2 protein-coding genes are annotated in these 2,075 nt (G+C 27.1%); one reads left to right on the forward strand and one right to left on the reverse strand.

Annotation, left to right across the window (positions count from 1 at the left end; translation table 11 throughout):
- A partial coding sequence (locus XO12_RS11000; protein WP_175420334.1) for a PD-(D/E)XK nuclease domain-containing protein occupies positions 1-662 on the forward strand: 662 nt, incomplete at its 5' end.
- A gap of 125 nt (positions 663-787) precedes the next feature.
- Here XO12_RS11000 and cysK read toward each other — a convergent pair.
- Complete coding sequence (gene cysK / locus XO12_RS11005) at positions 788-1,669, reverse strand: cysteine synthase A (protein ID WP_175420335.1); 882 nt, start codon at positions 1,667-1,669, stop codon at positions 788-790.
- Positions 1,670-2,075 lie beyond the last annotated feature (406 nt).

Below are 2,075 nucleotides of genomic sequence, written 5' to 3' on the forward strand. Positions count from 1 at the left end.
TATTATTTGAACCAAATAATATAGAATTTAATATATATGATGAAAACATAAAATTCTTATATATAAACGGAGTAATAGACAATTGTGAAGGCATATGCTGTGTAAAAGTGCCGTTGTATTACAAAGCATTATATGCAAGATTCAAACCACAAACTAATGGAGAAAGAAATAAAATGCTAAAATTTGAAGAAGATTTAAATAAATATATAGATGAGAATAAAAATTTAAAACTAAATGAACTGCTAAAAAGATATACAGAATACATAAAAAGTAGAGGAGCAGTAATGTTCAAAGGCAGAAACTATTATGAAGGGGTGTATCAATATAATCTTGACCAATTCTTAAGTGCATACATAGAATTACTTGGAGGAAAAGTATATCCAGAAACACAAATAGGCGGAGGAAGAATAGATTTAATGGTAATGTATAACAGAAAAGAATATTTAATAGAAATAAAAGCAAACATAATAAAATATGAATACGAAATAGCCAAAAGACAAATAAAAGAATATATAAAAAGAAAAGGGCTAAAAGAAGGATGGTTAATAATATATTCAAATACAATAAAAGATTTTGAATATATAACAGAAGGAGAAAATGGAATAAAATTACATATTTGGTTTATAAAAACCAATTTTGAAAATCCTTCAAAAGCAAAATAAAACAAATCTAAATCTAACTTTTTAGAAAATATATTAATTTAAGAATTCTTAAAAAATACAATATTGAAAATTTTCATACAAATAAAAACACCGGATTTTAGAACCCGGTGTTTGTTTGAAAGTTTTTAAATCAAACTCAAATATTTATCTCCAGAATCTGGTGCAATTGTTACTATCTTTTTTTCAGGATATTTTTGTGTTAATTTAATTGCTGCCAAAATGTTTGCAGCAGCTGAAATCCCTACAAATAAACCTTCTTTCTTAGCTAAAATATCTTGCATTTCAAATGCTTCTTCATCTTTTATGGTTATAACTTCATCTAAAATTGTTACATCTAAATTCTTTGGAATAAATCCTGCTCCAATTCCTTGGATTTTATGTTTCCCAGGTTTTTTACCTGAAATAACAGCTGAATTTTCTGGTTCAACTGCAACTATTTTTATTTTATCTTTAAAAAATTTTTTTAAAACCTTTCCAACTCCAGTTATTGTTCCGCCAGTACCAACACCAGCTACAAAAATATCTAAATTGTAATCCATTTGTTTTAATATTTCTGGACCTGTGGTCAATTCATGAGCTAATACATTTGCAGGATTTTCAAATTGATTTGGCATAAAAGCATCTCTTTCTTTCACTATTTCCAATGCTTTTTCTATCGAACCTTTCATACCCTTGTCTGCAGGAGTTAATATCAACTCAGCCCCATATTTTTCCAAGATTTTTCTTCTTTCAACACTCATACTTTCAGGCATTGTTAAAATTACAGTATATCCTCTACTTTTTCCAATTGCCGCCAGAGCAATTCCTGTATTTCCGCTTGTTGGTTCAACTATTATTTTTTTCTTTAATGCTCCATCTACTTCTGCTTTTCTAATCATAAAATAAGCTGCCCTATCTTTTACGCTACCTGTTATATTGTTTTTTTCAAGTTTAACAAATATTTTGTTTGGTTTTACAATTTTCGAGAGCATTATTATTGGTGTTCCGCCAATTCCTCTATCAATCATATTTCTCCCTCCCTAATGAAATTTATCACAAAAATAGGATAATTTTTATCTGAATTATATTTTTATTATATCAAATCGGATACAAAAAGTCAAGTTTTATTATCAAATTTTATAATACAGATATATTTTATTTATGCTATAATATATTAAATAGTACTAATGAGCGAATTCAATTTAGAGAGAGGCAGCCCAGAAAACAAAGTAAAAAATAAACCAGAGGAAAGAAAAGGGGACAAAAAAGTAGAAAATAAAGATGAAAAATGAAATAAAGACAAAAACTGTAAATGGTAAAATAAAAAAGAACAAAAAGAGGAAAATAAAAATGAACAAAAATGTACAAAAAGGATAAAGAAATAATGGTATCCTTCTTTTTTGAAAGGAGGATACCAAAGATGGAGAAAGTAAA

This window comes from Marinitoga sp. 1154, assembly GCF_013363285.1.
Taxonomy (GTDB): Bacteria; Thermotogota; Thermotogae; order Petrotogales; family Petrotogaceae; genus Marinitoga.